A 1493-nucleotide genomic window follows, 5' to 3' on the forward strand; every position below is an offset into this window, starting at 1 on the left:
GCCGCCCCCCAACCCCATGCCCCCCGCCGGCACTACCGCACGAGGAACTTCAACAACCCCGCAATCTTCGAGTACGGCGGCCGCAACCGATCGCTGGCGGCCCAGCGCGACTGCCACAGCACCGGCAGCCGCTTGCTCATCGCATCGAACCCGGCACGGCCGTGGTACGCGCCCATGCCGCTGGCGCCCACCCCACCGAACGGCAGGCCGTCGGCGGCGAAGTGCAGCAGGGTGTCATTGACCGTCACCCCACCGGCCACCACCTGGCCAAGGATGCGCTCTACCGTGGCCTTGTCATGGCTGAAGGGGTACAGCGCCAATGGCCGGTCGCGGGACAGCACGTCGGCCAGCGCGGCGTCCAGGTCCGGGTAGGCGCGCACGGGCAGGATCGGACCGAAGATCTCCTCGCGCATCAGCTCCAGGTCGTCCGGCGGGTCCAGCACCACGGTCGGCACCAGCAGGCGCTCACGGTCGGCACGTGCCTCATCCACCTGCGCCAGCGGAATGACCGGCACCCCGCGTTCGCGCGCCTGCGCCAGATAGCCCTGCAGGCGCCGGTACTGGCCCTCGTTGATGATGCGGGTGTAATCCTCGGCAACGCTGAAATCGCCATAGCGCTCGCGTACCTGCTGCTGCAATGCCTCCACGAACTCGCGCTGGCGTGCGGTGTCGATCAGCACGTAATCCGGCGCAATGCAGGTCTGCCCAGCGTTGAACCATTTGCCGGTGGCCAGCCGCGCGGCGGCGGTGTCCAGCGGAAAATCACGACAGACAATCGCCGGGGATTTGCCGCCCAGCTCCAGCGTGACCGGCACCAGATGCTCAGCCGCGGCAGCCATCACCTTGCGGCCCACCGCCGTCGAACCGGTGAACAGCAGATGGTCCAGCGGCAGCGAGGACACCGCCGCGGCCACGTCCGCCCCGCCCTGCACCACCCCCACGCGATCGTGCGGGAACACGCTGGCCAGCAGATCGGCCAGGAACGCGCTGGTGCGCGGGGTATGCTCGGAGGGTTTCAGCAGCACATGGTTGCCCGCGGCGATGGCGGTGGCCAAGGGCACCAGGGCCAGCGTGACCGGGTAGTTCCAGGGCGAGATCACCCCGACCACGCCCAGCGGCGTCGGCCGCAGCTGCGCGCGCGCCGGCCACAGTTTCCAGCCGGCGCCGACCCGCTGCGGCTTCGACCAGCGTCGCAGGTGGCGGCGCAGATGGTCGATGGCGGACAGCACGCTCATGCCATCGGCCAGTTTCGATTCGACATGGGCGCGATGTCCGAAATCCTCGGCGATGGCCTGGGCCATTTCGTCCATGCGTTTTTTCAGCGCCTCGCGCAGGCGGCGCAGGTCGGCTTCACGCTGGTCGAGCGAGGGGCGCTGCGCCCGCCAGGCGCTGCGCAGGGTGTGCAGGATGGCGGGGAGCTCGGTCGGCGTGGTGGTGGTCATGGGCCGACTATACGGGGTGCTGCGCAACGCAATGGGAGTGGGGGGGGGGGG

1 protein-coding gene is annotated in these 1493 nt (G+C 69.8%); it reads right to left on the bottom strand.

Annotated elements, in window-relative coordinates:
* Positions 1 to 32 precede the first annotated feature (32 nt).
* Positions 33 to 1442: a coniferyl aldehyde dehydrogenase gene (locus tag O0J73_RS22355; protein WP_308309676.1), complete on the bottom strand. Its 1410-nt coding sequence runs from the start codon at positions 1440 to 1442 to the stop codon at positions 33 to 35.
* Between the last annotated feature and the right edge of the window lie 51 nt (positions 1443 to 1493).

The sequence above is a fragment of the Stenotrophomonas sp. Sm6012 genome (assembly GCF_030985895.1).
Classification (GTDB): domain Bacteria; phylum Pseudomonadota; class Gammaproteobacteria; order Xanthomonadales; family Xanthomonadaceae; genus Stenotrophomonas; species Stenotrophomonas forensis.

Coding starts and splice junctions, on each gene's coding strand:
- O0J73_RS22355 (WP_308309676.1), bottom strand. CDS start 1,442: ATGACCACCACCACGCCGACCGAGCTCCCCGCCATCCTGCACACCCTG.